The 26,418-nt window shown below is 71.3% G+C and carries 24 protein-coding genes; 18 read left to right on the top strand and 6 right to left on the bottom strand.

Going from position 1 to position 26,418, the window contains the following annotated elements; translation table 11 throughout:
* Positions 1 to 38: 38 nt before the first annotated feature.
* The 7 genes from chvE (at position 39) to ACIBO8_RS34570 (ending at position 8,663) form a co-directional block, all read left to right on the top strand.
* A complete protein-coding gene (gene chvE, locus ACIBO8_RS34600; RefSeq protein WP_396119683.1) occupies positions 39 to 1,166 on the top strand; it encodes a multiple monosaccharide ABC transporter substrate-binding protein in 1,128 nt (375 codons plus the stop codon).
* A gap of 23 nt (positions 1,167 to 1,189) precedes the next feature.
* Entirely contained in the window at positions 1,190 to 2,707 is a 1,518-nt protein-coding gene (gene mmsA / locus ACIBO8_RS34595; RefSeq protein WP_396119682.1) for a multiple monosaccharide ABC transporter ATP-binding protein, read from the top strand.
* Positions 2,704 to 3,954 carry a multiple monosaccharide ABC transporter permease gene (gene mmsB, locus ACIBO8_RS34590; RefSeq protein WP_396119681.1) on the top strand — a complete coding sequence of 417 codons (1,251 nt, stop codon included), beginning with the start codon at positions 2,704 to 2,706 and terminating at the stop codon, positions 3,952 to 3,954. The genes mmsA and mmsB overlap by 4 nt, the downstream gene beginning before the upstream one ends.
* A gap of 67 nt (positions 3,955 to 4,021) precedes the next feature.
* A complete protein-coding gene (locus ACIBO8_RS34585) occupies positions 4,022 to 4,957 on the top strand; it encodes a DUF2332 domain-containing protein (RefSeq protein ID WP_396119680.1) in 936 nt (311 codons plus the stop codon).
* A gap of 129 nt (positions 4,958 to 5,086) precedes the next feature.
* Complete coding sequence (locus tag ACIBO8_RS34580; protein WP_396119679.1) at positions 5,087 to 5,464, top strand: response regulator; 378 nt, start codon at positions 5,087 to 5,089, stop codon at positions 5,462 to 5,464.
* 65 nt (positions 5,465 to 5,529) lie between these two features.
* On the top strand, positions 5,530 to 6,570 hold the full coding sequence (locus ACIBO8_RS34575) for an ROK family protein (RefSeq protein WP_396119678.1): 1,041 nt from the start codon (positions 5,530 to 5,532) through the stop codon (positions 6,568 to 6,570).
* A gap of 146 nt (positions 6,571 to 6,716) precedes the next feature.
* Positions 6,717 to 8,663 carry a PPC domain-containing protein gene (locus tag ACIBO8_RS34570; protein WP_396119677.1) on the top strand — a complete coding sequence of 649 codons (1,947 nt, stop codon included), beginning with the start codon at positions 6,717 to 6,719 and terminating at the stop codon, positions 8,661 to 8,663.
* A gap of 44 nt (positions 8,664 to 8,707) precedes the next feature.
* Here ACIBO8_RS34570 and ACIBO8_RS34565 read toward each other — a convergent pair whose 3' ends face one another.
* Entirely contained in the window at positions 8,708 to 9,040 is a 333-nt protein-coding gene (locus ACIBO8_RS34565) for an STAS domain-containing protein (RefSeq protein WP_396119676.1), read from the bottom strand.
* Positions 9,041 to 9,165: 125 nt separating this feature from the next.
* Between ACIBO8_RS34565 and ACIBO8_RS34560 the strand changes: the two genes are divergently transcribed.
* On the top strand, positions 9,166 to 9,636 hold the full coding sequence (locus tag ACIBO8_RS34560) for a peroxiredoxin (protein ID WP_396119675.1): 471 nt from the start codon (positions 9,166 to 9,168) through the stop codon (positions 9,634 to 9,636).
* A gap of 4 nt (positions 9,637 to 9,640) precedes the next feature.
* On the opposite strand, the gene zwf is transcribed toward ACIBO8_RS34560, so the two are convergent.
* Positions 9,641 to 11,134 carry a glucose-6-phosphate dehydrogenase gene (gene zwf, locus ACIBO8_RS34555; RefSeq protein WP_396119674.1) on the bottom strand — a complete coding sequence of 498 codons (1,494 nt, stop codon included), beginning with the start codon at positions 11,132 to 11,134 and terminating at the stop codon, positions 9,641 to 9,643.
* Between the two features lie 159 nt (positions 11,135 to 11,293).
* Here zwf and ACIBO8_RS34550 point away from each other — a divergent pair, with 159 nt between their 5' ends.
* Complete coding sequence (locus tag ACIBO8_RS34550; protein WP_396119673.1) at positions 11,294 to 12,235, top strand: exopolyphosphatase; 942 nt, start codon at positions 11,294 to 11,296, stop codon at positions 12,233 to 12,235.
* Positions 12,236 to 12,384: 149 nt separating this feature from the next.
* Here ACIBO8_RS34550 and ACIBO8_RS34545 read toward each other — a convergent pair whose 3' ends face one another.
* Positions 12,385 to 13,197, bottom strand: a complete 813-nt coding sequence (locus ACIBO8_RS34545) for a DUF1775 domain-containing protein (protein WP_396119672.1) — start codon at positions 13,195 to 13,197, stop codon at positions 12,385 to 12,387.
* 80 nt (positions 13,198 to 13,277) lie between these two features.
* Between ACIBO8_RS34545 and ACIBO8_RS34540 the strand changes: the two genes are divergently transcribed.
* The 5 genes from ACIBO8_RS34540 to ACIBO8_RS34520 all read left to right on the top strand — a co-directional run bounded on the left by ACIBO8_RS34540 (position 13,278) and on the right by ACIBO8_RS34520 (position 17,928).
* Positions 13,278 to 13,487 (top strand): RNA-binding S4 domain-containing protein, encoded by a 210-nt coding sequence (locus ACIBO8_RS34540; RefSeq protein WP_396119670.1) that lies wholly within the window; start codon positions 13,278 to 13,280, stop codon positions 13,485 to 13,487.
* 147 nt (positions 13,488 to 13,634) lie between these two features.
* The gene (locus tag ACIBO8_RS34535; RefSeq protein ID WP_396119669.1) at positions 13,635 to 15,008 is read left to right on the top strand and encodes an ABC transporter substrate-binding protein; all 1,374 of its coding nucleotides are present in this window, start codon (positions 13,635 to 13,637) and stop codon (positions 15,006 to 15,008) included.
* A 15-nt stretch (positions 15,009 to 15,023) separates the two neighbouring features.
* Positions 15,024 to 15,989, top strand: a complete 966-nt coding sequence (locus tag ACIBO8_RS34530; protein WP_396119667.1) for a carbohydrate ABC transporter permease — start codon at positions 15,024 to 15,026, stop codon at positions 15,987 to 15,989.
* A 70-nt stretch (positions 15,990 to 16,059) separates the two neighbouring features.
* Positions 16,060 to 16,944 (top strand): carbohydrate ABC transporter permease, encoded by an 885-nt coding sequence (locus ACIBO8_RS34525; RefSeq protein ID WP_396119666.1) that lies wholly within the window; start codon positions 16,060 to 16,062, stop codon positions 16,942 to 16,944.
* Between the two features lie 105 nt (positions 16,945 to 17,049).
* Positions 17,050 to 17,928, top strand: coding sequence for a hypothetical protein (locus ACIBO8_RS34520; protein ID WP_396119665.1), 879 nt, complete (start codon positions 17,050 to 17,052; stop codon positions 17,926 to 17,928).
* Positions 17,929 to 18,048: 120 nt separating this feature from the next.
* On the opposite strand, the gene ACIBO8_RS34515 is transcribed toward ACIBO8_RS34520, so the two are convergent.
* Positions 18,049 to 18,417: an FKBP-type peptidyl-prolyl cis-trans isomerase gene (locus ACIBO8_RS34515; protein WP_396119664.1), complete on the bottom strand. Its 369-nt coding sequence runs from the start codon at positions 18,415 to 18,417 to the stop codon at positions 18,049 to 18,051.
* Positions 18,418 to 18,572: 155 nt separating this feature from the next.
* Between ACIBO8_RS34515 and ACIBO8_RS34510 the strand changes: the two genes are divergently transcribed.
* Complete coding sequence (locus tag ACIBO8_RS34510) at positions 18,573 to 19,502, top strand: lytic polysaccharide monooxygenase (RefSeq protein WP_396119663.1); 930 nt, start codon at positions 18,573 to 18,575, stop codon at positions 19,500 to 19,502.
* A gap of 6 nt (positions 19,503 to 19,508) precedes the next feature.
* Here ACIBO8_RS34510 and ACIBO8_RS34505 read toward each other — a convergent pair whose 3' ends face one another.
* Complete coding sequence (locus ACIBO8_RS34505; protein ID WP_396119662.1) at positions 19,509 to 20,417, bottom strand: TIGR03619 family F420-dependent LLM class oxidoreductase; 909 nt, start codon at positions 20,415 to 20,417, stop codon at positions 19,509 to 19,511.
* 212 nt (positions 20,418 to 20,629) lie between these two features.
* Between ACIBO8_RS34505 and ACIBO8_RS34500 the strand changes: the two genes are divergently transcribed.
* A complete protein-coding gene (locus ACIBO8_RS34500) occupies positions 20,630 to 21,208 on the top strand; it encodes an RNA polymerase sigma factor (RefSeq protein ID WP_396119661.1) in 579 nt (192 codons plus the stop codon).
* Between the two features lies 1 nt (position 21,209).
* Here the strand turns inward: ACIBO8_RS34500 and ACIBO8_RS34495 are convergent, their stop codons facing one another.
* A complete protein-coding gene (locus tag ACIBO8_RS34495) occupies positions 21,210 to 23,936 on the bottom strand; it encodes an AAA family ATPase (RefSeq protein ID WP_396119660.1) in 2,727 nt (908 codons plus the stop codon).
* Between the two features lie 84 nt (positions 23,937 to 24,020).
* Here ACIBO8_RS34495 and ACIBO8_RS34490 point away from each other — a divergent pair, with 84 nt between their 5' ends.
* Both ACIBO8_RS34490 and ACIBO8_RS34485 read left to right on the top strand, forming a co-directional pair.
* Positions 24,021 to 24,599, top strand: a complete 579-nt coding sequence (locus ACIBO8_RS34490; protein WP_396119659.1) for a hypothetical protein — start codon at positions 24,021 to 24,023, stop codon at positions 24,597 to 24,599.
* Complete coding sequence (locus ACIBO8_RS34485; protein ID WP_396119658.1) at positions 24,583 to 26,412, top strand: Dyp-type peroxidase; 1,830 nt, start codon at positions 24,583 to 24,585, stop codon at positions 26,410 to 26,412. Before ACIBO8_RS34490 ends, ACIBO8_RS34485 begins: the two co-directional genes overlap by 17 nt.
* Positions 26,413 to 26,418: the final 6 nt, after the last annotated feature.

Here is a 26,418-nt window from a genome sequence, read left to right as displayed (position 1 = left end):
ACTCGTTCGACCATCGCCGCCACCCCCAAGGAGAAACCATGAAGTTCACCCGGCTTGCGTCCGTGGCCACGGCCATGACGCTCGCGGCGGCGATGGCCGCCTGCGGTTCCAGCGAGAAGACGGTCGACCAGAAGGGCGCCGGCGCCGACAGCAAGGGCGCGCTCGTCGGCGTCACCATGCCGACCCGGTCCTCCGAGCGCTGGATCAGCGACGGCGACAACGTCAAGAAGCAGCTCGAGGCGCTCGGCTACAAGGTCGACCTGCAGTACGCCGAGGACAACATCCCCACCCAGACGCAGCAGCTGGACAACCAGATCACCAAGGGCGCCAAGCTGCTGATCATCGCCTCGATCGACGGCACCGCGATCACCACCCAGCTCGAGAACGCGAAGGCCGCCAACATCCCGGTCATCGCGTACGACCGGCTGATCCGCAACAGTCCCAACGTCGACTACTACGCCACCTTCGACAACTTCAAGGTCGGCGTGCAGCAGGCGACGTCGCTGCTGACCGGGCTCAAGGTGCTCAACGCCGACGGCTCGAAGGGCTCCGCGAAGGGCCCGCTGAACATCGAGCTGTTCGCCGGTTCGCCGGACGACAACAACGCCACGTTCTTCTTCAACGGCGCGATGAGCGTGCTCAAGCCGTACCTGGACAACAAGACCCTGGTCGTCAAGAGCGGCCAGACCGACTTCAAGACGGTCGCGACGCTGCGCTGGCAGCCCTCGGTCGCCCAGGACCGGATGGAGAACCTGCTGACCTCCACCTACCGCAGCGGCGCGAAGGTGGACGGCGTGCTGTCGCCGTACGACGGCCTCTCGATCGGCATCCTGTCGGCGCTCAAGAGCAACGGTTACGGGACCGCCGGGCAGCCGTACCCGATCGTCACCGGCCAGGACGCCGAGCAGGCGTCGGTGAAGTCGATCATCGCGGGTGAGCAGTACAGCACGATCTACAAGGACACCCGGGCGCTGGCCAAGACCACCGTCGAGATGGCCGACGCGGTGCTGAAGGGCCAGACCCCGAAGACGAACAACACCAAGGACTACGACAACGGCAACAAGGTCGTCCCGTCGATGCTGCTCGACTCGGTGATCGTCGACAAGAGCAACTACAAGAAGGTGCTCGTCGACTCCGGTTACTACACCGAGGCCGACCTGAAGTGACCGGCCCCGACACCATCCTTCACATGCAGGGCATCACCAAGACGTTCCCCGGCGTCAAGGCCCTGCAGGACGTCACGCTGGACGTGCGCCAGGGAGAGATCCACGCGATCTGCGGGGAGAACGGCGCCGGCAAGTCCACGCTGATGAAGGTGCTGTCGGGCGTGTACCCGCACGGCTCGTACGACGGAGAGATCATCTTCGCCGGCGAGCCGTGCCGGTTCTCCGGCATCCGCGACAGCGAGAGCCGCGGCATCGTCATCATCCACCAGGAGCTGGCGCTCGCCCCGAACCTGTCGATCGCCGAGAACATCTTCCTCGGCAACGAGCAGGCCAGCCGGGGCTTCATCGACTGGAACCGGACCAACGCCGCGGCCGCGGAGCTGCTGCGCCGGGTCGGCCTGCGGGAGAACCCCACCACCCAGGTGCTCGACCTCGGCGTCGGCAAACAGCAGCTGGTCGAGATCGCCAAGGCGATCTCCAAGCGGGTGCGGCTGCTCATCCTCGACGAGCCCACCGCCGCGCTCAACGACGAGGACTCCGAGCATCTGCTCGACCTGCTGCGCGGTCTGCGGGACGAGGGCATCACCTGCGTGATCATCTCGCACAAGCTCAACGAGGTGATGGCCATCGCCGACCGGATCACGATCCTGCGCGACGGCCGCACCATCAGAACGATGAGCGTCGTCGAGGACGAGGTGACCGAGGACAAGATCATCTCCGGCATGGTGGGGCGCGACCTCGACCACCGGTTCCCGCCGCACGAGTCGCACGTCGGCGAGGAGGTGCTGCGCATCGAGGACTGGACGGTGCACAGCCCCACCCAGCACGGCCGGGTGGTCGTGGCGGGCGCGAACCTGTCGGTGCGCCGCGGCGAGATCGTCGGCCTCGCCGGGCTGATGGGCGCCGGCCGCACCGAGCTCGCGATGAGCGTGTTCGGCCGGTCCTACGGGACGAACATCTCCGGCCGGCTGTTCAAGGACGGCAAGGAGATCCACCTGCGCTCGGTGCGCGACGCCATCCGGCACGGGATCGCGTACGCCACCGAGGACCGTAAGCGCTACGGCCTGAACCTGATCGAGGACATCAAGCGCAACGTGTCGGCGGCGGCGCTGCGCAAGCTGGCCAAGGGCGGCTGGGTCGACGACAACGAGGAGTTCAAGGTCGCCGACGAGTACCGGCAGTCGCTGAACATCAAGGCGCCCAGCGTCTCGAGCATCACCGGCAAGCTCTCCGGCGGCAACCAGCAGAAGGTCGTCCTGTCGAAGTGGATCTTCACCGATCCGGACGTGCTGATCCTGGACGAGCCCACCCGCGGCATCGACGTCGGCGCCAAGTACGAGATCTACACGATCATCAACCGCCTCGCCGACGCCGGCAAGGGCGTGCTGGTGATCTCGAGCGAGCTGCCCGAGCTGCTCGGGCTCTGCGACCGTATCTACACCCTCGCCGAGGGGCGGATCACCGGTGAGGTGCCCCGCGCCGAGGCCACCCAGGAGGGTCTGATGACCTTGATGACCCACGGACAGGAGGTCGCGCGGTGACCAGCGTGGCACCCACCAACGCCGACCTCGCGCTCGGCACGCCCTCGGCCTCCGAGCCGGGCAACGCGCCGCGGAGGTTCAACTTCAACCTGCGGCAGAGCGGCATCTACATCGCGTTCGCGCTCATCGTGCTGCTGTTCACGGTGCTGACCGGCGGCGACATGCTCGCGCCGCAGAACATCAGCAACATCGTGGTGCAGAACTCGTACATCCTCATCCTGGCCATCGGCATGATCATGGTGATCATCGCCGGGCACATCGACCTCTCGGTCGGCTCGGTGGTGGCCGCGAGCGGCGCGTTCGCGGCCGTCATGATGGTCAACTGGGACGTGCCCTGGCCGCTCGCGCTGCTGATCACGCTCGTCTTCGGCGGCCTCATCGGCGCCTGGCAGGGCTACTGGATCGCGTACTTCGGCATCCCGGCGTTCATCGTGACGCTGGCGGGCATGCTGCTGTTCCGGGCCGTGACGCTGCTGATCCTCGGCAACCGGGGCATCGGCCCGTTCCCGGACGAGGTCCGTACGCTCGCCAACGGCTTCACCGACGGCTATCTCGGCAACGTCGGCCTCGGCCCGCTCGGCGGCGCCGACCTGTTCAGCCTCCTGATCGGCCTGGTCGCGGTCGCCGCCATCGTCTACACCCAATGGCGCACCCGCGCGGCACGCCAGCACTACCTGCAGGCCGTCGAGCCGCTGCCGCTGTTCATCGCGAAGATCGCGATTGCCTCGGTGATCCTCATGTTCGTGATCGTGCAGCTCGCCCGGTTCCGCAACCTGCCCTGGGTGCTGGTGCTGCTGGCCGCGCTGGTGATCGGCTACTCGGTGCTGACCAACCGGGCGGTCTTCGGCCGCCAGATCTACGCCGTCGGCGGCAACCTGCAGGCGGCCACGCTGTCCGGTGTCAAGGTCAAGAGCGTCGTCTTCTGGCTCTTCGTCAACATGGGCGTGCTCGCGGCCGTCGCCGGCATCATCTTCGCCGGCCGGCTCAACCAGGCCAACCCGACCGCGGGCAACGCGTTCGAGCTGGACGCGATCGCGGCGGCCTTCATCGGCGGCGCGGCCGTGCAGGGCGGCGTCGGCAAGGTGGTCGGCGCGATCACCGGCGGCCTGATCATGGGTGTCATCAACAACGGCATGAGCCTGATCGGCGCCCCGAGCGAGCAGGTGATGCTGGTCAAGGGCGCGGTGCTGCTGGCCGCGGTGGCCTTCGACGTGTGGACCAAGAGGCGTTCCGGCGCGAGCCGGTGAGAGACACCCGTCACGGGTGAGAGGGGTCGAAGGGGGTGGCAGAACGCCACCCCCTTCGCTTGTCGGTATGACGATCGCTCAGCATTACCTCGACTTCGCCACCCGGGAAGCGCGCGGCGTCTCCGCCACGTACGAAAGGCTGGCCTCGGCGGTATCCCGCGACGACGAGCTGCTGGCGCGGCTCGGCGAGCTTCCCGAGGCCAAGCGCCAGCCCAACCTGCTGTTCGGCGTCGTCCGGCTGCTCGGCGGCCCGGTGGACGACCCGGCCGCCTTCCGCGACCACGTCCTGGCGCACTGGCCGGCGATCGCCGCCGAGATGGGCTCCCGGATCACGCAGACCAACGAGCCGGGCCGCTGCGCCGTGCTGCTCCCCGTTCTCGCCGCGCTGCCCCAGCCGCTCGCCCTGCTGGAGGTGGGGGCCTCGGCGGGGCTGTGCCTCTACCCCGACCGCTACGCCTACCGGTACGGCGACCACGTCGTCGGCACCGGAGAGCCGGTGCTCCACTGCGCCGCGGAAGGAGCCCCGCTGCCGGACCGCCGCCCGGAGGTCGTGTGGCGGGCCGGGCTGGACATCAACCCGCTCGACGTGACCCACCCGGCCGACGTGGCCTGGCTCGACGCCCTGATCTGGCCCGAGCACGCGCACCGCCGCGCCCGGCTGAGGGCCGCGGCCGCCATCGCGGCCGCCGAGCCGCCCCTGCTCGTCCGCGGCGACGTACTGGACGACCTGCCCCGGCTCGCCGCCCAGGCCCCGCCCGGCGCGACGCTCGTCGTCTTCCACTCCTCGGTGATGTACCTCGTCCCCGGAGACCGGCGGGAGGCGTTCGCCCGGGCCGTCACCGCCCTCCCCGGTCACTGGATCTCCAACGAGTCCCCGCACGTGATCGGCCACGAGGGGCTGCCGGAGCCGCCGGACGGCGGCCACCACAACGTGCTGGCCCTCGACGGCCGGCCGCTGGCCTGGACCCGCGGCCACGGACAGGCGATCACCTGGTTCGGCTGAGCCGCAGAATGCATCATCCGCTGGGGTCACTCCGTGAATGCAACGCCCGAAGGTCCTCATGTCCCGGCGTGCCCGCCGATAGACCAGGCACAGCGCCGCAGTGGTGCCGGTCACATCGAGGGAGACAGCATGCTGGTGATGGTGGTGGACGATTCCCGCGCGATGCGCGCCATCCTGCGCCGGATCGTCGAGTCGATCGGCTGCGAGGCGGTGGAGGCCGACAACGGCCGCACGGCGCTGCAGGCCCTCGACGGCATGGACCGCATGCCGGAGCTCGTCATGGTCGACTGGAACATGCCGGAGCTCAACGGCCTCGAGTTCATCGGCGCCGTCCGGGCCCGCCAGGAATGGCGCGACATCACGCTCATGATGGTCACCACCGAGAGCGAGCAGAGCCAGATCGTGCGTGCCCTGGCCGCCGGCGCCCACGAGTACGTCATCAAGCCGTTCACCTCCGAGGTGATCGCCGAGAAGCTCCACATGCTGGGCCTGCTGGCGTCCGCCTAGCCCCGCGGTTCCGGAATCGCTCGCACCCGTCGCCTCCGGCGCCGGGGAGAACTACGCTCCGAGGTGTGGATCAGAGCGATGCGGTACGGACCCCCGCCTCCTGGGTCGTGGTGGGTCTGGACAACGGCGGCACCTGCAACAACGCGACCGTGCTGGACGCGACGGGACAGTTCCTCGTCGATCGGCTCGTCGAGAACCCGAGCCGGGTGCAGGAGGGCCCCGAGTCGGCGGTCGAGTCGCTCGCCGAGGCCTTCACCGGCATCCTCACCATGACCAGCACGCCGCTGAGCCTGGTCCGCGCGGTCGGCCTCGACACCCCCGGTCCGGCCAGCGCGGACGGCGTCATCTCCTCCAAGGGCTCGACCAACTTCTCCCAGGTCTCCTGGCACGGCTTCGACATCCGCGGCGCCCTCGAGGCCCGCATCGGCCTCCCCGTGATCTACAACAACGACGCCAATGCCGCCGCCCTGTACGCCCACCACCGGCACTTCGGCGCCGACGCGATGACCAGGTCGTCGGTGGCAGCGATCGTCGGCACCGGCCTCGGCGGCGGCGTCGTCGAGGCCGGCAAGGTGATCAGCGGCGCCGCGGGCATGGCCGGCGAGCTCGGCCACGTCCAGATCCCGCTGCAGGGCGTCCTCGAGCCGGACCAGCCGATCCCCGTCTGCAACTGCGGCTTCGAGGGCGACGTGGAGAGCATCGCCTCGCTGACGGGCATCACCAAGAACCTGCTGCCGTACTGGCTCACCAAGTTCCCGGACCACCCGCTCGCCGCGGAGCCCGTCGGCAAGGCGGCCAAGATGCTCCGCGGGTACGGCGAGAAGGAGGACCCGCTGGCCCTCGCGGTCTTCGGGCAGCAGGCCCGGGCCATCGGCAAGCTCTTCACGATCGCCGCCAACTTCACCGACCCGGCCGCGTACTTCCTGGGCGGGGGAGTGGTGGAGGCGGCGCCCCCGTTCCGGCAGTGGTTCCTCAACACCGTGCGCGAGCACACTCAGCTGCGCCGCGAGCAGCAGGCGGCGTCGAGCTTCGCGCTGGTGCCGGACCTCGACATGGCGGGAGCGCGCGGTGCCGCGGTGGCGGCCCTCGAGGCGGTCTCGCCCTGATCGTCCGGTGGGGAGAGACCAACGGGCAGCCTCATCGCCACAGGTGTTACCGATCATAGACATCCCTGGATATCGATCACCCTCTTCAGTAGCGTCCCAGTAGCCGTCCGTGGCGTTGGCCCGGAGGCGCTGAAGGGGGATTCCAGATGCGACGAAGCATCGCGACCGTCGGAGCGGTCGCGCTCGGGCTCGCCACGCTCCTGCCGGGCGTCGCGCAAGCCGCTCCGAAACCGTCCGACCCGGGGCTGAGCCCCGCCGACCGCGCCGCGCTGGCCGCCGGTATCCCGGTCGCGCCGAAGGCCGCCCCGGGCACCAAGCCGGCCGGGCCCAACCCGTACCTCTCGCTGCTGCCGGACCCGTCGAAGGCCGACTACAGCGGCTGGGCGTCGTACCTGAGCAGGCAGGCCGCCGGCAAGGCCGCGGCGCGGCTCAAGGCTCAGCGTGCGTCCTCGGCCGCGGCGAAGACCGCAGCCGCCGTCGTCGTCGACGAGGACGAACCCGACGGTACGTTCGGCTCCAACGAGAACCCGGCGTCCGCGCAGCTCATCCCGGGCTTCGGCACCGGGGCCAAGCAGAACCCGGCGATCCGCATCCTCGGCTCGCTCGACCCGGAGTCGGTGACCCCGGTGAGCCGCGAGGCCACACCGGAGGACGACGGCTCCATCCCGCTCGCCGGGGAGACCGGCATCGGCAGCGGCCGGTCGGCGATCGTCACCTCCGCCCAGATCGGCGACGGCCCGCACGGCTCCGCCGGCACCGGTACGAACGACTTCGACTTCTACAAGCTGTCCGCCACCGCCGGGCAGACCATCACGGTGGACACCGACACCCCGACGGGCGCACTGGACACGCTGGTGGCGCTTTACACCCCCGACGGCACGATCGTCGCGTCCAACGACGACGCCGACGGCTTCGACAGCCTGCTCACCTACAGCGTCCCCGCCTCGGGCACCTTCTACGCGGTCGTCGCGGCGTACAGCGGGCTGCCGGCGGACCCCTTCGACCCGGCCAGCGGTGACGGCGGGGCCAGCGAGGGCCCGTACACGGTGACCATCTCGGCGGCGTCGTCCGACAAGGACTTCTTCGCCGTGCAGCTCAAGCCCGGCGACGTGCTCGGCGCGTCGGTGAAGGGCGCACCGTCGTACCTGACGGTCTACGACACCGACCCGCGCGAGGTGCACGGCTCCGGCCAGGACGCCACGTTCATCTACCCGATGGACAGCAAGCTTCCCGGCGGTGGCAACGCCGCGACCGACTACGTCGCCACCAAGGCGGGCTGGCACTACATCGGCGTGTCCGAGGGCAAGGGCAGCTACGACATCACGGTCGAGGCGTACCGTCCGCCGCTCCAGGGCAACAAGCCCACCCAGACGCTGTTCCTGGACTTCGACGGCGCCCGGGTCAACACCGGCGTCTTCGGCGGCACCGGCAACGTGACGCTGAGCCCGTTCTCGGCCTTCCTCGCCAAGTGGGGCATCCCACGCGCCCAGGAGGGAGCGGTCATCGACGCCGTCGTCGCGACCGTCACCGAGAACATCAAGCAGGACCTCATCGCCAGCGGCCTCAACAACCGGTTCAAGCTGAAGATCCTCAACAGCAAGGACGACCCGGACCCGTGGGGCCAGAAGAACGTCAGCCGCATCATCGTCGGCGGCACCATCGCCGAGTCGGGCGTGAGCACCATCGGCATCTCGCAGAGCATCGACCCCGGCAACTTCGAGACCGAGGAGACCGCACTGGTGCTGCAGGACGTGCTCAGTGACCCGGCCGGCGGCCCGGCCTCGCTGAACACGTACCTGACCGACGCGAGCAACCGGGTCGCCTTCGTCGGCCAGGCGGTCGGCAACGTGACCTCGCACGAGGCGGGCCACTTCTTCGGCAACTGGCACACCGACAACGCCGACGCGACGCCCAACCTCATGGACGCGGGGGGCACCAACTTCGACGTCCTCTTCGGCGTCGGCCCGGACGGCGTGGGCGGCACGGCGGACGACGTGGACGTCGACTTCGGCGACAGCCAGTTCATCCCGGCCGAGGGCTTCAAGGGCACGGAGGACACGCTGGGCCGCATCGTCTTCGGCGTGACCAGCTGACGACGTAGGCACGAAGGGGCGTCCCGGCCGGGGCGCCCCTTCTCTCATTCCTTCAGCGCGGTCTCCACGTCGGTGTGCAGCGACAGGTAGTCGGTGAGGCCGAGGGTGTCGAGCAGTCGGCGCAGGAAGCCCGACGGTGCCGCCAGGCGGACCCAGCCGCCGCGTTCCATGGCGCGGCCGTGGGCCGTCACCAGGACGCCCACGCCCATGGAGTCGCAGAAGTCGAGGCCGGCGAGGTCGACCACGACGCGCGGGCTGGGGCGTTCCACGAGGCGGCTCAGATTGGCCTTCAGGGCCGGCGCGGTGTCGATGTCGAGGGAACCGCGCAGCGTCAGCACTGCCGTGTTCGGTGGGTGGTGCGCGACCGAGACCTGCATGGGGGTGTCGCTTTCGTCGGGGGCGGGCAGGGGTCAGCCGTGGGTAGTAGGGGCGCGGAAGGTGGTGTCTCCACCCTAGGCGAGCGGTACCGCATGGGCGAATTCAGTCGCGTACCGTTGACCGCGTGACGATCGACACCGGTGATTACGCCCCCGAGTTCGCCCTGCCCGATCAGCACGGGCAGGTGCGCCCGCTGGGCGACCTGCTCGCCGCCGGCCCGGTGGTGCTCTTCTTCTATCCGGCGGCCATGACCAGCGGGTGCACGGCCGAGGCGTGCACCTTCCGGGATCTGGCCGCGGAGTTCCGGGAGGCGGGCGTGCAGCGCGTCGGGATCAGCCGCGACGCGGTCGACCGGCAGAAGCAGTTCGCCGACCTGCACGGGTTCGACTATCCGCTGCTCTCCGACGCCGACGGGGCGGTGGCGAAGGCGTACGGCGTGAAGCGCCGGGTGCCCCTCGGCCCACTCAGCATGAAGCGCATGACGTTCGTCATCGACACGGACCGTACGGTGCTCGAGGTCATCCACAGCGAGCTCAACATGGCGGAACACGCGGAACGGGCCCTGGCGGTCGCCAGGGCCCGTGCGAAGCGGTGACGCGCTAGACCTCGTTGCGCCACTTGCGGCCGCTGCGGCCGATGAGGCGGTCGGCGTCCGTGGGGCCCCAGGAGGCCGCCTCGTAGGTCGGGATCGGGGACGGGTCGTTGGCCCAGTGCTCGATGATCGGGTCGACGATGCGCCAGCACTGCTCGACCTCGTCGGTGCGGATGAACAGCGTGGGGTCCCCGAGCAGGGCGTCGAGCAGGAGCCGTTCGTACGCCTCCGGGGACTCCTCGCGGAACGTCTGCTCGTACGAGAAATCCATGCTGGCCGTGCGCACCCGGAACGAGTGGCCCGGGACCTTGGCGCCGAAGCGCAGCGAGATGCCCTCGTTGGGCTGGATCCGCAGGATCAGCGCGTCCGCCTCCAGCTCGGTGAGCTGGTTCGTGGGGATCGGCAGGTGCGGCGGGCGCTGGAACTGCAGCGCTACCTCGGTGACCCGGGCGGGCAGCCGCTTTCCGGTTCGCACGTAGAACGGCACCCCCGCCCACCGCCAGTTGTCGACGTTGAGCCGCATGGCCGCGTACGTCTCGGTGCGCGACAGCGGGTCGACGCCGACCTCGTCGCGGTAGCCGGCCATCAGGTCGTCGCGGGTGCCGCCGCGGGTGTACTGGCCGCGCACGGCGACGTCGGCGATGTCGCGGTCGGTGGGCAGCCGGATGGCCTGGAGCAGCTTGACCTTCTCGTTGCGCAGCCCTTCGGCGTCGAACGAGGCGGGCGGCTCCATCAGCGCGAGCGCCAGGACCTGCAGCACGTGGTTCTGCACGATGTCGCGCATCGCGCCGGCGTGCTCGTAGAAACCGCCGCGGGTGCCCACGCCCAGCGTCTCGGCCACGGTGATCTGCACGTGGTCGACCCAGGAGCGGTTCCAGATGGGCTGGAAGATCGCGTTGGCGAAGCGCAGCGCCAGCACGTTCTGGACGGTGTCCTTGCCCAGGTAGTGGTCGATACGGAAGACCTGCGGCTCGTCGAAGGCGGCGTGCACGATGCCGTCCAGCTCGCGGGCGGTTTCCAGGTCCTTCCCGTACGGCTTCTCGATGACCAGCCGGGAGAAGGAGCCCTCGTGGGCGTGGTTGAGCCCTGCGCCGGCGAGGCCGTTGATGACCGGCTCGAACGCCTCGGCCGGGGTGGAGAGGTAGAAGATCCGGTTGCCGGCCGTGCCGCGGGTGGCGTCGAGCTCGTCGAGCACCTCGCTGAGCCGCTTGTACGTGCCCGGGTCGTCGTAGCCGCCCGATACGTACCTGATTCCGCCCTGGAGTTGCGGCTTGTCCGCCAGGCTGCGGCCGCCGAGGGCACTCTCGGCGAACTGGTGGTCGTCCATCGGCGTACGGGCCACGCCGACGAGGGCGAACTCGGCGGGTAACCGGCTGTGCCGGGCCAGGCTCTCGACCGCCGGCAACAGCTTGCGGCGGGTCAGGTCGCCGGACGCGCCGAAGATCACCAGCGTGGCGGGCGGGGCGTTGCGGTCCTGGGCGAGCTGGGGAACGGTGTCCATCGTCTTGGTCTTCCTCCGACCGCGTTCGTTAGCTTCCGCCAGAACTTTACGCAGCGCGAGCACCCGTCGGATCAAACCGGTACGCGGATGCACCCGGGGCCATAGCCTCAAAAGTGGCAAACTGGGAAGTAAGCCGCCGCCCGGCAGAGGGAGAAGCTCGTGAAGTACCGGCTCGTGACCCGTAGCGACATGGACGGACTCGTGTGCGCCGTCCTGCTGAAATTCATGAATGTCATCGACATCGACGACATTAAGTTCGTGCACCCCAAGGACGTCCAGGACGGGACGGCCGACATCACTGAGCGTGACATTCTTACCAATCTGCCGTACCATCCCAAGGCTCATCTGGTCTTCGACCATCACCACTCGGAGACGCTGCGTAACACCGGCAATCTGCCGAATCACATCATCAACGAGAACGCGCCGTCCGCGGCCCGGGTCATCTTCGAGTACTACGGCGGCGCCGAGCGCTTCCCCGAGGTGCCCGACGACCTCATGCGCGCCGTCGACCAGGCCGACTCGGCCGACTACACGATCGACGACATCCTGAATCCCACCGGCTGGACGCTGCTGAACTTCATCATGGACAGCCGGACCGGCCTTGGCCGGTTCCGGGAGTTCCGGGTCGCCAACTTCGACCTCATGCGTACGCTCATCGACGCGTGCATCCAGATGGGGATCGAGGAGATCCTCAAGATGCCCGACGTGGCCGAGCGGGTCGACATGTACCGCGACTCGTCCGCCATGTTCGTCGAACAGCTCCAGCGGGTCAGCCGCGTCGAGGGCGACGTCGTGATCGTGGACCTGCGCAACGAGGACACCATCTTCGCCGGCAACCGCTTCATGGTGTACGCGCTCTTTCCCGAGGCGCGCGTGTCGATGCACGTCATCTGGGGTTTCAAGAAGCAGAACACGGTGTTCGCCTGCGGCAAGTCGATCCTCGACCGCACCTCGCCGGTCGACATCGGCGAGATCATGCTGCGCTACGGCGGCGGCGGTCACCAGGCGGCGGGCACCTGCCAGGTCTCCCACGAGGACGCCGAGCGCGCCCAGCGCGAGATCATCGAGGCCCTCAAGTCCCCCCGCACCGTCTCGGTCTAGGTGTGCTGGCGGGGCGGAAGGCCGAACCCTTCCGCCCCGCCTGACGCAGGTCGTGGGTCTTGCCCGAGACCCCACCCGCAAGTCGTGGTCCGCGCCCCACGCGCTTCATCACGACACGCCCGCGCCCACCTGCGCGAGACATCCCTCTGCTACTCCTCCGGGCCGTCCTTGTAGCTCCATGCGGTGACTCGCGGCGTCCCGGCCGCGACCAGCTCCTTGTCCTCCTCGGCCGGCGTACCCTCGTCGGCCGGAGCCGGGCGGCGGCGCGAGCGCAGGACCGCAATGACCCCGGCCGCCGCCGCCAGCGCCGCGACGACCCAGCCGGCGATGGTCCAGAAGCCGGGCCCGTCATCGGCCGCCTGCGCCAGGGCGGCAAAAGTGGCCGCGTCCGCGTCCGTGTCGGTGGTGGTGCCGCCGTGGCCGGCATGACCGGCGGCGGCGCTCCCGTCGCCCGGGGTCAGCGCGAGCGCGACCGGCGGCATCGGTGCGCCCTTGGCCGGGTCGGCGTACGTCGGCTGGACCGTGAAGGTCATCGTCGTGCCCGTGCTCGGCATCGGGCCGATCGCGACGGTCAGATCGGTCGACTTGCCCGGCGGCAGTGCCTTGCCCGGCATCGCGATCCAGGTGATCGACCCGGTGGTCTCGGTCACCGGGGTCCCGCCGTGGATGGTCGGCAGCGGCGTCTCCAGCCTGCGGTTCTCGATCAGCGGGGCCCAGTCCGGCACCGACAGCGGAGAGACCTCGGCGACCGGCGTGTCGGCCGGCAGGATCAGCTTGAGCCGGGTGATCGGACTCTTCGCCGTGTTCGTCAACCGGAACCCGAGGTCCTGCCCGCTGCCCTGGGGCACGGAGGGCGGGCTGACCGTCACGTCGGCCGCGGCCGGGGCCGCGAGGCCGAGCACACCGGCGGCGACGGTGGCAGCCAGGATGCCCGCCCGGCGGTGCTTCTCGAGTCGAGTCACGTCCCGTAGTTCGGCTCCGGCGGGCGAATGGTTCAACGCCTCGCGGAAATTCTTGGGCGGCGATGGCGGATGATGGTCGCATGCGTGAGGTGCCCATCGGCGGCGACATGATCAGACTCGGACAGTTCCTCAAGCTCGCCGATCTCATCGACACCGGTGGGGAGGCGAAGGTGCTGATCGCCGTCGGCGACGTGACGGTCAACGGCGAGGTGGACACCCGGCGCGGCCGGCAGCTGTTCCCCGGCGACGTGGTCGAGGTGCGGGGCAGGGCGGTCCGTGTGATCGCTTGAGGACGGTCGCGCATAAAGAGACAGCCATTTATGCAGCGGTGCGTGACGAGCGGTTGACATCCTGTCGATCACAGGCATCTACTGAGTCCGGAGTGTTACCGGTGTCACAGATGCCGGTTTCGATGTCCGCCTCGCCGGGGAGGCCTCATGTCTCGTGCCCGCATCCGTGTGGTGTTGTCCGGAACCGCGGCCGCCCTGCTCGCGGTGTCGCTGGCCGGGTGCGCGGGGTGGGGCGGCGGGGGCGGTGGTTCCGGCGGGGCGAACAGCATCGATGTGCTGATGGTGAACAACCCCCAGATGATCGATCTGCAGCGGCTGACCGCCGACACCTTCACGAAGCAGACCGGGATCTCGGTCAACTTCACCGTGCTGCCGGAGAACGACGTCCGGGACAAGATCAGCCAGGAGTTCTCCAGCCAGGCCGGGCAGTACGACGTCGCCTCGCTGAGCAACTTCGAGATCCCGATCTACGCGAAGAGCAAGTGGATCGCCCCGCTGGACGACTTCGTCAAGGCCGACACCGCGTTCGACCAGAACGACATCCTGCCGCCGATGACCAAGTCGCTGACCGCCGACGACGGCCGGCTCTACGGCGAACCGTTCTACGGCGAGTCGTCGTTCCTCATGTACCGCAAGGACGTCCTCGACGCGCAGGGCATCACGATGCCCGCGAAGCCGACCTGGCAGCAGGTCGCGGACATCGCCGCCCGGGTCGACGGCAAGCAGCCCGGCATGGCCGGCATCTGCCTGCGCGGCCAGCCCGGCTGGGGCCAGATCTTCGCCCCGCTCACGACCGTCGTGAACACCTTCGGGGGTACGTGGTTCGACGCCGACTGGAAAGCACGCGTCGACGCCCCCGAGTTCAAGCAGGCCACCCAGTTCTACGTGGACCTGGTACGGGCACACGGTGAGACCGGCGCCCCGCAGGCCGGCTTCACCGAGTGCCTCAACAACCTCGTGCAGGGCAACGTGGCCATGTGGTACGACGCCACCAGCGCGGCCGGCTCGCTGGAGGCAGCCGACTCGCCGGTCAAGGGCAAGATGGGCTACGTCGCCGCCCCGGTCGTCAAGACGCCGAGTTCCGGCTGGCTCTACGCCTGGTCCTGGAGCATCCAGCAGGCCAGCACCAAGAAGGACAACGCCTGGAAGTTCATCTCGTGGGCGTCCAGCCGGCAGTACGAGGAACTGGTCGGCAGCCGGCTCGGCTGGTCGCGGGTGCCCGCGGGCAAGCGCGCGTCGACGTACGAGAACGCCGACTACCTGAAGGAGGCGTCCGCCTTCGCCGAGCCGACGAAGCAGGCGATCTCCAGCGCCGACCCGCGCAACCCCGGGGTGCAGCCACGCCCCGCCATCGGCATCCAGTTCGTCGACATCCCCGAGTTCACGGACCTCGGCACCCAGGTCTCGCAGTACGTCAGCTCGGCCATCGCCGGCCAGATGAGCGTCGACGACGCCCTCCGGCGCGGGCAGCGCCTCGCCGACGACGTCGCGGAACGCTACCGGTCGCGCGAGAACGGCTGAGGAGAGGAGACCCCCATGACATCCGTGGCCGAGCAGACCAAGAAAGGCCGGGCCGGCGCCGCTCCTCCGCCCGCCGGCGGCGCCGCGCGCCGGGCCGCCGGCTGGGCGCGCCGGGCGCCGCTGCTGCCCGCCCTCATCTTCATGATCGTGGTGACCCAGCTGCCGTTCGTGGCGACGCTCGTCATCTCGTTCATGGACTGGAACGCGTACTACCCGGACGAGGTCGGGTTCGCCGGCGTGGACAACTTCCGGCGGGTCTTCACCGACGTCAACATGCGCGACGCGGTCTGGACGACGATCCTGCTCACCGCCGGTGTCGTCCTGATCAGCCTGCTGCTGGGCCTGGGCATCGCGCTGCTGCTCGACCGCAAGTTCCGTGGCCGCGGCGCGGTGCGCACGATGATGATCGCGCCCTTCCTGGTCGTGCCCGTCGCGGCGGCGCTGCTCTGGAAGCACGCCCTCTACAACCCCGAGTACGGCCTCTTCAACGGCGCGCTCACCTGGATCTGGGGCCTGTTCGGCTCGGACAACCCACCGCAGCCCGACTGGATCAGCAACATGCCGCTCTGGTCGGTGATCTTCGCCCTGGTCTGGCAGTGGACGCCGTTCATGATGCTGATCCTGCTCGCCGGCCTGCAGGGGCGCCCGCTCGACGTCATCGAGGCGGCCCGCATCGACGGGGCCAGCAACTGGCAGATCTTCCGCAGCATGACGCTGCCGCATCTGCGCCAGTACCTGGAGCTGGGTGCGCTGCTCGGGTCGATCTACATCGTGCAGAACTTCGACGCCGTCTTCACCATCACGTCCGGCGGCCTCGGTACGGCGAACCTGCCGTACACGATCTATCAGATCTTCTACCAGGCGCACGACTACGGCCGGGCCTCCGCGGCCGCCGTGATCGTCGTGATCGGCACGATCGTCATCGCGACGTTCGCGCTGCGTACTGTCTCGTCGCTGTTCAGAGAGGACGCAGGCCGATGAGCGGAGCGGTGAGGCCACGACGGGGACCACGACGGCGGACGAGCGCCGATCCGCGGAGCGGAGGCCAGCAATGAGTGTTACGGATACCGCACCGGTGCCCGCGACCCGCGACGATCGCGGGGAACCGGTCAAGAAGCGCAAGGAGCGCGCCGGCATCTGGCTGAGCCTGCTCGCGTGGGTGGTCGGCATCCTGTTCGTGCTGCCCGTGGTGTGGATGGTGCTGACCTCCTTCCACAGCGAGGCCGACGCCGCCACCAACCCGCCGGCCGTCTTCGCGCCGCTCACCCTCGAGGGCTACCGCGAGTTCTTCTCCGGCGGCGCCAGCCCGTGGCCCCCGCTGCTCAACTCCCTCACCGCGAGCCTCGTGTCGACCGCGCTGGTGCTGCTGCTGTCGTTCCCGGCGGCGTACGCGCTGTCCATCAAGCCGGTCAAGAAGTGGACCGACGTCCTGTTCTTCTTCCTCTCCACCAAGATGCTCCCGGTCGTCGCCGGGCTGCTGCCGCTCTACCTGTTCGCCCAGAAGACCGGCCTGCTCGACAACATCTGGCTGCTCATCGTCTTCTACACCTCGATGAACCTGCCGATCGCGGTCTGGATGATGCGCTCGTTCCTGTCCGAGGTGCCGGTCGAGATGCTCGAGGCCGCCGCCATGGACGGCGCGTCGCTGTCCAAGACCCTGCGCTCGGTGATCGCGCCGGTGGTCATGCCGGGCATCGCCGCGACCGCGCTGATCTGCTTCATCTTCAGCTGGAACGAGCTGCTGTTCGCCCGGGTCCTGACCGCCACCGTCGCGGAGACCGCCCCGGTGTTCCTGACCAGCTTCGTGACCAGTCAGGGGCTGTTCCTCGCCCAGTTGTGCGCCGCGGCCTTCGTGGTGTCGCTGCCGGTGCTCGTGGCCGGCTTCGCCGCCCAGGACAAGCTTGTCCAGGGGCTGTCGCTGGGCTCGGTCAAGTAACCTCCGCCCCGCCCGCAAGGTGGCCGGCCCCGGACGCGGGACCGGCCACCGATTTTTCCGTCGCCGGGTGGGAACCGCAGCGGCGGGGGGTACGTCGGACGGGTTATGACGACATTTCGCGGCCTGCGGGCGGTCGCTGCCGCCGCCACCCTGGTCCTGCTCGGCGCCTGCGCCCAGCCGATCGCCGACGGTGAGGGCGTCGCCGGCACCCCGTCGTCCGGCCCGCCCACCGGCGGCGCGGGCGGCCTCGTCCTGCGGGTGAAGCACACCGGGGGGTTCGTGGGACCCGACGCGCTCGCCGGGCGCCTGCCCGAGCTCAGCGTGTACGCCGACGGCCGGGTGATCTTCAGCGGGCCGACGACGGCGATCTACCCCGGCCCGGCGCTGCCCAACGTGCTGGTGCGGATGCTCTCGCCGGAGCAGGTGACCGAGCTGACGCGGCAGGCCGTGGCCGCCGGAGTACGGCCCGGCACCGACTTCGGGCAGCCGGGCGTGGCCGACGCCACGACCACCGAGGTCACGGTCGTCACCGGTGCGGGCGAGCAGACCGCCTCGGCGAATGCACTGCGCGAGGCGCGCCCCGACGACCCGCGGCTCACCGCCGCCCAGAAGCAGGCCCGGACGAAGCTCACCGGCTTCCTCGACCGGACGGACGAGCTCACCTCCGGCCCGGGCGCCCAGCCGTACCGGCCCGAGATCCTGGCGGCCGTCGTGCGGCCGTACGTGGAACCCGGCGACGATCTGCCGGGCCGGCCGCAGGCCGTGCAGTGGCCGGGCCCGGCGCTGCCCGGCGAGCCGCTGGCCGAGCCGCAGAAGCTCAGCTGCGTCACCGTGACCGGCGAGCAGCGCGACGCCGTGCTGAAGGCGGCGAAGGACGCGCACGCGACGACGCCGTGGGTGTCCGGCGGCAACGGCTGGACCGTGACCCTGCGCCCGCTGCTGCCCGACGAGACCGGGTGCGCGGACCTGAAGGCGGCGCGATGACCCCGATCGGCGAGCCGTTCGACCCCGCGCCGCACACCCCCCGCCCGGAGGGGGACCCGGACGGCAGCGGGCCGGGACAGGGCACCCCCGTCCCGGCCCGCCCGGCCTGCCGGCCGTGGCTCAGCGCACGCCGAGCAGATCCACCACAAAGATGAGGGTCTCGTTCGGCTTGATCACGCCGCCGGCGCCGCGCGCGCCGTAGCCCAGGTGCGGGGGGATGGTCAGCTTGCGGCGGCCGCCCACCTTCATGCCGGCCACGCCCTGGTCCCAGCCGCCGATGACCTGACCGTCGCCGAGGCCGAACTCGAAGGGCTGGCCGCGGTTGTACGAGGCGTCGAACTCCTTGCCCGAGGAGAACGCCACGCCCACGTAGTGGACGCTGACCTGGTGGCCGGGCTTCGCCTCGTCGCCGTCGCCGACGACGAGGTCCTCCACGACGAGCTCGGCCGGCGGCTCACCGGTGATGGGGCCGACGTCGGGCTTTTCCATGTGTCCTCCTGTGTCGATTGCGTGCAAGGCCATGCAACCACAGCGGCGGGGCTTTTCGGGCAGCGCCACCCGTCGTGGTGAACGATCCGCGGCTGATCTCCGTACTGTCCGTCGTGGGCTCGCTCCGCCCGCACGTGTGCCGCCGAGGAGGTCACATGAGGTCCGTACGCCGTCCTGCAGCGCTCGCCGTCGCCGGTGGGATAGCCGCGGCCGCGACCCTGCTCCCGGCCGTGCCCGCGCTCGCCCACGGTGCCCCGACGTCGCCGATCAGCCGTACGGCGGCCTGCGCGGCCGGCGGCGAGCGGACGGGCGTCACGGCCTGCCGGGCGGCGCTGGCGGCGAACAACCGGCCGTTCGGCAGCTTCGACAACCTCCGCGTGCCGGACGTGGGCGGCAAGGACCGCCAGTTCATCCCCGACGGCAACCTGTGCAGCGGCGGCCTGCCCGAATACCGCGGCCTCGACCTGCCGCGCACGGACTGGCCCTCCACCAAGGTCACCGCCGGCACCACGCTCGACGTCTCGTACGCCGGAACGATCCCGCACCAGGGCTCCTTCCGCCTCTACCTGACCCGCAAGGGCTACACCCCCACGAAGGCGCTGACCTGGGCGGATCTCGGCGAGCCGCTCGCCGAGATCAAGGACCCCCCGCTGCGCGGCGGCGCGTACCGGATGAGCGTGAAGCTGCCCAAGGACCGGTCGGGGCGGCACGTGCTGTACACGGTCTGGCAGACGTCGAGCACGCCGGACACCTACTACTCGTGCTCCGACCTGGTCGTGAAGGCAGCGGCCGTGGCGGCGGCACCGGCGAAGAAGCCGGCGCCGAAGGCGTCCCGTTCGGCGGAGCCCGGCGCGGTGGCGGTGCCCCTGGACGCGCAGAGCCCGGCGGCCGCGGCGGCGCCCCCGGCCGAGCACCAGTCGTGGCTGAGCCCGGCCGCCGCCCAGGCCGACGACCGGGTCGAGCTCGGCCACCAGATCGTCATCGCCGCGCTGGTCGTGATCACGGGTGTCTCGGCCGGTGCCGGGATCATGCGGCTGCGGGCCTCCCGCGCCCAGGCCCACCAGTTCGGCCCGCCGCGCCGCTAGGGCGCGTCAGCCGGCGCGCACCAGGTCGCGGAAGCGGCCGGCCAGGTCGAGCATCTGATCCTCGGTCGTCACCGTGAGGGTCAGGTCGATGAAGACCTCGTCGGCTCCGGCGGCCTTGGCGTACTCGGCGATCTGCCGCAGCGTGCCCGTCGCCGGCACCCGTGCCGGGTCGACCGGGGAGTCGGTCAGCCGCGGGTTGAGGCGCTGCACCATCCGCAGGCCGGCCGGGTCGCGGCCGTACCTCTCGGCCTCGGTCGTGATCTTCTGCCGGAGTGCGCTCAGGTACGGCAGGGGCAACCCGACCGCGAGCCAGCCGTCGGCGCGGCGCGCGATCCGGGTCGTCGCCTGCGGCGTCAGGCCCGCCAGCAGGATCGGCGGCCGCGGTCGCTGCACGGGCTTGGGCATGATGCGGCTCGGCGGTACGCGGAAGCGCGGTCCCTCGTGCGCGACGACCTCCGCATCCCAGATCGCCTCCAGGACGTCCAGCGTCTCGTCGAGGCGGGCGCCCCGGCCCGGCCACGGCACCCCGGTGGCGGTGTACTCGTCGCGCAGCCAGCCCAGGCCCAGGCCGACCTCGAGCCGGCCCTTGCTCAGCACGTCGAGGCTGGTGAGGGTACGGGCGAGCAGGACCGGCGGGTACCACGGTGCGTTCAGGGTGCTGGTGCCCAGCCGGATGCGTGAGGTGCCGGCCGCGGCGAAGGTGAGGGCCGTCAGCGGATCGAGGTAGGTCGCCATCTCCGCCGGCATGGTGCCGTCCCCGCCGGGGTAGCGGTCGCTGGGGCGCAGCGGGGCCAGAATGCGGTCACCCGTCCAGAGGCTGTCGTAGCCCAGGGCTTCGGCCGCGCGGCTCACGCCGGTGACCGCCTCCGGGCTGGTGAGCGAGCCGTAATGCGGCAGGTTGAGGCCGATACGCACGTACTGTCCCTCCGGGTGGTGCGCGAACAGTGTGGACGGACACCCTACGGTGGCCCGGCCCACCCTGGTGTGATCGGATCGCCGGCAGCATCCCGGGGTACGCATCCCAGGGTGGGGCCGCGCAGCATTAGGGTCGCGCCCTGATCCGAAGGGGATGCCGGAATCAATAGCGTCGGACCGGTCGGTGACACGGCTTGGCGAAGGGCGCGACGATGGTGATCGACGACTCCGAGGACATCCGGCAGCTGATCGTCGCCGCGCAGGCCGGCGACCGGTCGGCGTGCGGCCGGCTCATCGAGCGGTTCGAGGCCCTGGTGTGGTGGACCGTGCGGACCTTCCGGCTGCCGGAGGCCGACGCCGAGGACGCCGTGCAGAACACCTGGCTGCGGATGGTCGAGCACCTGGGCGACCTGCGGGAACCGGAACGGCTCGCCGGCTGGCTCGCGACCGTCGCCCGCCGCGAGTGCCTGCAGCTGCTGCGCCAGGGCCGGCGGGAGATCGTCGGCCTGGACCAGCAGCCGGACCGGCCGGACGAGCGGGAGCCGCAGCCGGAGCGGGCCGCCGTGGACCGCAGCATGAACGACCTGCTCTGGCGGCACGTGGACAAGCTGCCGGCGCCGGCCCGTACGCTGCTGGTCACGCTCAGCGCCACCAACGCGCCGGGCTACGCCGAGTTCGCCCGCAACCACGACATGCCGATCGGCAGCATCGGGCCGACCCGCATGCGTTCGCTGCGCAAGCTACGGACCGAGCTGGAGGACAGCGGCCTGGGACCGTACGCGTGGCATTGATCTAGGCCACCCCGGCCGCGGCGAGACCGGCCAGTTCCGTGCGGGAGCGGATGTTGGTCTTCCGGTAGATGTTGCTGAGGTGGTACTCGATCGTCTTCTGGCTCAGGAAGAGCGTGGTCGCCGCCTCGTGGTTCGTGGCGCCGCGGCCGACGACCAGCGCCACCTGCAGCTCCTGCGGGGTGAGGCCGGGCAGGGTGGCGGCCGAGCGGGCGACGGTCGTGCCGGTGGCCCGCAGCTCCGTGCGGGCCCGGTCCGACCAGGGCCGGGCGCCGAGCCGGTCGAAGACGCCGAGCGCCTCCTCCAGCTGCTCCCGGGCCTGGGCGCGCTGCCGGGCACGGCGCAGCCGCTCGCCGAAGCAGAGCTGGGTGCGGGCCCGCTCGAACGGCATCAGCGCGCACGCCTCGGCCGCCAGCGCCGCCTCGAACGCGGCCCGCATGTCGTCGGGCTCCGCGAGCAGGGCCCGGCATCGCAGCGCCGCCGCCCGGGCCCAGGATCCGTCGCCCGCGGCCTCCGGGCCGTCCAGCAGGTCCCGGGCTTCTCCGGTACGGCCGGCCCGGACGTACTCCTCCGCCAGGTCGAAGACCCATTGCACCACGCCCGGCTCGTGGATCTGGCGTACGACCGGCAGCGCCCGGACCGCCTCCAGGCGCTCGATGGCCTCGGCGGCGTTGCCCTCGCTCAGGGCGAGCAACCCCAGCTCGTGGCCGGTGTACAGGGCCATGCAGTCGATGCCGAGCCGCTGCGCCACCTCGTCGGTACGGGCCGCCCGGCGGCGGCAGTCGTCCGCGCGGCCCTGCACGGCGTCGAGGCGGCCGGCGAAGAAGAGCCCGTACAGGTTGGCGGAGCGGGTCTCGCTCGCCAGCCGCAGGCTCTCCGCGGCGCTGACGCGGGCGTCGTGCCACCTTCCGGCCCGGTAGTTCAGCTCCGACTGGATGCCGAGGGCCTGCGGCAGCACCCCGACGGCGCCGGTCGGGCGCGCCGCGTCGATCACCCGGTTCACCAGCTCGCCCGCCCGGTCGAACCCCTCCAGCCAGATCCACGTCAGCGCCGCATGGCAGATCTCCTGGGCGCGTACGAGGGGGTCGGCGCGCAGCAGCTCCGGATGGCAGTCCTCGAGCAGCCGGACGGCCCGGGCACGATCGCCGGCCAGGGCCCGGCCGCCCGCGTACGCGACCGCGGCGACCAGCCGAGCCGTGCCGCCGACCCGTACGCCCAGCCGGTGCGCGCGCCCGACCGCCGCCTGCAGCTCGTCCAGGCGCCCGACCATGAAGTAGGGGATGACCGCGTCGGCGTACATGAGGGCGGCGCGGCCGGGGTCGTCGTGCTCCACCGCCTCCGCGCTGGCCGTCAGATACTCCAGCGCCTCGTCCGGACGGCCTCGCCACATCCGTACGTACGCGCTCATGTGCTGGATCAGCGCCCGCCGTCCCGGTTCGGTGGTCAGCGGCAGCGCCTCCTCGAGCAGCGGCATCACCTGGTCGTTGCGGCCGGCGAGCTGCCAGCACCGCGCCGCGCGCAGCAGCCGCCGGGGCCGGTCGGGCCCGCGGCTGAGCCGGGCGGCGTGCGCGAATGCGCGGGCGGCGGCGACGTACCCGGCGCGGCGGTCGGCCCGCTGGGCGGCCTGCTCCAGTTCCGCCGCCACCTCGTCGTCGGGCTCCAGGGTGGCCGCGGCGAGGTGCCAGGCCCGGGCGTCGGCGGCGGCGTCGCCGGGGATCCCGGCGAAGGCGGCGGCGAGCGCGGTGTGCGCGGCGCACCGCTCGTCCATGGCGGCGCCGTGGTAGGCCACCGAGCGCAGCAGCGGATGCCGGAAGTCGATCCGGCGCTCGTCGATCGAGATCAGGTCGGCCTTCTCGGCAGGGGCGAAGTCCCGCAGGCCCAGACCGGAGGCCCGCGCCGCGGCCAGCAGCGTGCCGACGTCGCCGCCGCCCGCGGCCGCGGCGAGCACCAGGGCGCGGCGGGTCGGCTCCGGCATCTGCGCCAGCCGGGACGCCAGCGCCCGCTCGATCCGGGAGCCGTTGGGCACCATCGGCGCACCGATGGGATCGTCGACCGGGTCGGTCCATTCGCGGCAGAGCTCGATCACGCCGAGGGGGTTGCCGGCCGTGGCGGCGTGCAGGCGGGCCGCGGCGCCCGCGGGCGGTGCCGGGATCGTCGCCCGCGCCAGGGTCTCCACCTCGTCCACGGTGAGGCCGCTCAGGGCCAGGTGCCCGGAGCGGAGCTCGGCCGCGTCCGCGGGGTTGCGGGTGGCCAGCAGCAGGGCTATCCCGTCGGCCTGCAGCCGGCGGCCGGCGAAGAGCACGGCCTCCCGCGACGACGCGTCCAGCCACTGGAGATCGTCGACGACGACCAGCAGCGGCGCCGACTCGGCCGCGGCGGCCAGGATGCCGACGGTGGCCGCGCACACCGAGAACCGGTCCCCGGCGACGGGCGGCCCGAGCGCCAGCGCGCTGCGCAGCGCCGCGGCCTGCGGGCCGGGCAGGGTGTCCAGCTCGGACAGCACCGGGCGCAGCAGGTCGGCGAGGCCGGCGAACGGGATCTCCGACTCCGCCTCGAACCCGCGGGCGTGCAGGACCCGCATGCCCTCGGCCCGCTCGATCGCGTAGCCGACCAGGGTGGTCTTGCCGATACCGGGCTCGCCCGTGAGGACGAGGGCGTCGCTGCGGCCCGCACGGGCTCCTGTCAGAAGGGCGTCGATGAATGCACGTTCGGCTGTCCGTCCGAGCATCATCGGCCGAGTGTATGCCGGGCGCCGCCGCGCGATGCTGCCCGTAGCCATCGGCGGACGCCGATGTCTTGATCTTCCGGGGGACTCATGACCGTCACCGCCCGGTCGGGCCGGGGCGCGGCGCTGACCGTGCTCAGTCCGATGCCGCGCCTGTGGGCCGGACCGCTGCGCCTCATCCTGTACGTGCGCAAGCTCCTCGGCCCGAGCGCCGACCTGCGGCGGATGTCCTTCATCCACTTCGCGCACTGGACCGTGATCACCGCGTTCCCGTTCCAGCGGCGCCGGGCCCGGTACGCGTACCTGCTGTTCCGCAGCGACTTCAACGGCTCCTGGGACGAGTACATCGACGCTTTCTCGATCGTCATCCCGCGCCGGATGGTCCTGATCTGGGGCTGGTCGTACGGCTTCCCGGGCGCGCTGCCGCCGGCCCCGTTCCGCGCGTACATCGGGCGCAACGACCTGCCGGTCGACCATTACTGGGCGGCGTACCCGGAGTCGTCGGTGACCGAGGTGACGGCGGCGCTGCGGGTGCGCGACGCCTACCGGGCCCGCTTCGGCGACCTCGACCCGGGCGCGGCCCCGGCGCATCCGGCGTGGCCGCTGTTCCTGCACGACGTCCAGGGCGACCTCTACACCTGGGAGGGTGACGATGACGCGGCAGCCTGATCGCGGCACCCGCTCGGTGACCGTGCTGGCACGGGTCGCCGACGGCCGGGCGCCGGAGCTGCGCAAGGCGCTCCGCGAGGCCGGTACGCCGTTCGCCCACGTGCCGGGCGTCCACTTCGCCCGCCTGGTGGTCGTGGAGCATCCCGTCACCCAGCGTCGCCCGGCGGTGTGGGGCTGGAAGGCGCGGCTGCTCGACCTCCTCGTGCACGGCGGGCGGGGGCCGCGGCCGGACGACTTCCCGCACCCGTACCTGTTGCTGACCGCTACGGTGGACGGGCCGCAGGAACGGTTCTTCGCGGGGATCCGCGCCCTAGGGCCGGAGGCGGATGCGGTCTGGGACCACTGCACGGGTTATCCGGGCAGCGAGCGTGCCGAGGCTTTCGTCCGGTTCTTCGCCGATCGCAGCCTGCCGGCCGACTACACCTTCGCCGGTGCGCCGGACGCCACGGTCGCCGAGGTCCGCGACGCCGTACGCCTGCGCCGGCGGCTGGCCGCCCTGGCAGCCGCCGGCGACGGGGGCCGCGTCGCGCCGCTGACCTCCTCCGGCCGGCCCGCCGCACCGGTCCGCGCCGCGGGGGAGAGCCCGCTGCCGCTGGGCGACATCCAGGGCATGGTGCTGCGCGGATACGGCCACCACCTCGCGGCGACGCACCTGTTCCTGCGGTTCACCGTGGCCGGCGCCGCCCGTGCCTGGCTGGGTGCGACGGCGCCGCGGATCACCTCGGCGGCGGACGGGCAGGAGCGGCCCAACCGGGCGCTGCACCTGGGCCTGAGCCACGCCGGCCTGGCCGCCCTCGGCGTGGCGCGCGACGAACTGGCCCGCTTCCCGGAGGAGTTCCGTGCCGGCATGGCCGTGCGCGAGCCGGAGCTCTCACCCGGGCGGGGCACCGATCCGTGGAACGGCTGCTTCGCCGATCCCGGCACGGTGCACGCCGTGCTCATGGTCTCGGCGACCACGCCGCAGATCCTCGAAGCGGTCGTCCGCGAACTGCGGGTGGGCGTGACGAGATCCGGCGGGATCGAGATCGTCGGCGAGCATCACGGGCAGCGCCTGCTGGCCGCGGGCGGCGACCGCCGGAGCTTCATCGAGCACTTCGGTTTCGCCGACGGCCTGTCGACCCCGCTGATCGAGGGGTACCACCAGGGACCGGCGGAGGAGCTGCTGCCGCCGGGGGAGTTCGTGCTCAAGCTGCGGGACGTGGACGGCGACATCGCCGGGCGGGACCTGCCCGGGGAGCTCGCGCGCCACGGCAGCTACCTGGTCTACCGCAAGCTCGAGCAGGACGTCGGCTCCTTCCGCGAGACCGTGGGCGCGATCGCCGGCCACTTCGCGGGCGGGGCGGGCGACGCCGGGGCGGCCCTGGTCGGGCGCAAGCGGGACGGCGGAACACTGGACCGGTGCCCGCGGGCCGCGCACGTACGCCGCGCCAACCCGCTCGACACCCTTCCCGGCGGCCGGGAGCTGTCGCGGCGGCACATGATGCTGCGGCGGGGGATCCCGTACGGGCCGTATCTACCGGAGGGCGCGCCCGACGACGGCCGGGAGCGGGGGTTGTTGTTCCTGGCGGTGGTCGGCGACCTCCGCCGGCAGTTCGAGTTCGTGCAGCGGGAGTGGATGGCCGACGGCAACGTCTTCGGCCGCGGCGGTGAGCAGGACGTGTTCACCGCGCCCGGCGGGCCGCAAGCCCGGATCCTGGTCGAGGGCGAGACGCCGGTCCACGTGCCGATCCCGCGACCGCTCGTGACCTGCCGCGGCGGCGAGTATTTCCTCCTGCCCGGCCTGGCGGCGCTGCGGGCGCTGGCCGGGCGGTGAGCGGCG

The organism is Actinoplanes sp. NPDC049681, assembly GCF_044465265.1.
Classification (GTDB): domain Bacteria; phylum Actinomycetota; class Actinomycetes; order Mycobacteriales; family Micromonosporaceae; genus Actinoplanes.
This window is presented reverse-complemented; position numbering and strand designations above follow the sequence as displayed.